Below are 485 nucleotides of genomic sequence, written 5' to 3'. Positions count from 1 at the left end.
ACTCTATACCTGTGTTGAGCAGAAGGTGGGGAATGCCTATTTCGCGCTGACGCCTGATGTGATTGACGCGAAGATTGAGGATGTGCGCACGCTGTTTAACCTGCAGAAGGAGATAGTGAAGCTGCACCTGGATTTTTTCGTACCTGGCGCGGCCTCAGCCTCTACGAGCCGCCAGCCCCGAGAGGGTTCAGAGCCGCAGAAACCGAAAATATATCCCCGCTCATAAGCCCGTTGATAATCAACCATTACGCGACTTTGGCGGAATTGCAAACGGTTTATGACTATGAGGATGTATTCCTGATGCTTGAATGCATCCGGGTAGACAGCTATAACCAGTGGGCAATCCAAAGGGCCGCAGAGAGGGAAGCACAGCATGGCAGTATTTGTTGACAAGCTTTTAATCGCGCTGGGCATCGATCCGAGAGGCGCCGAACAGGGGCTGGATCGTGTCAATCACAGCGTTGACAGGACGGATGCAAAACTCA

At 52.4% G+C, this 485-nt stretch carries 1 protein-coding gene; it reads left to right on the top strand.

Features of this window, described 5'->3' with window-relative positions; genetic code table 11:
- A partial coding sequence (locus tag J4G38_RS28315; protein WP_226164178.1) for a hypothetical protein occupies nucleotides 1–226 on the top strand: 226 nt, incomplete at its 5' end.
- Nucleotides 227–485: the final 259 nt, after the last annotated feature.

The sequence above is a fragment of the Hymenobacter terricola genome, from assembly GCF_017921975.2.
Classification (GTDB): domain Bacteria; phylum Bacteroidota; class Bacteroidia; order Cytophagales; family Hymenobacteraceae; genus Hymenobacter; species Hymenobacter terricola.
This window is presented reverse-complemented; position numbering and strand designations above follow the sequence as displayed.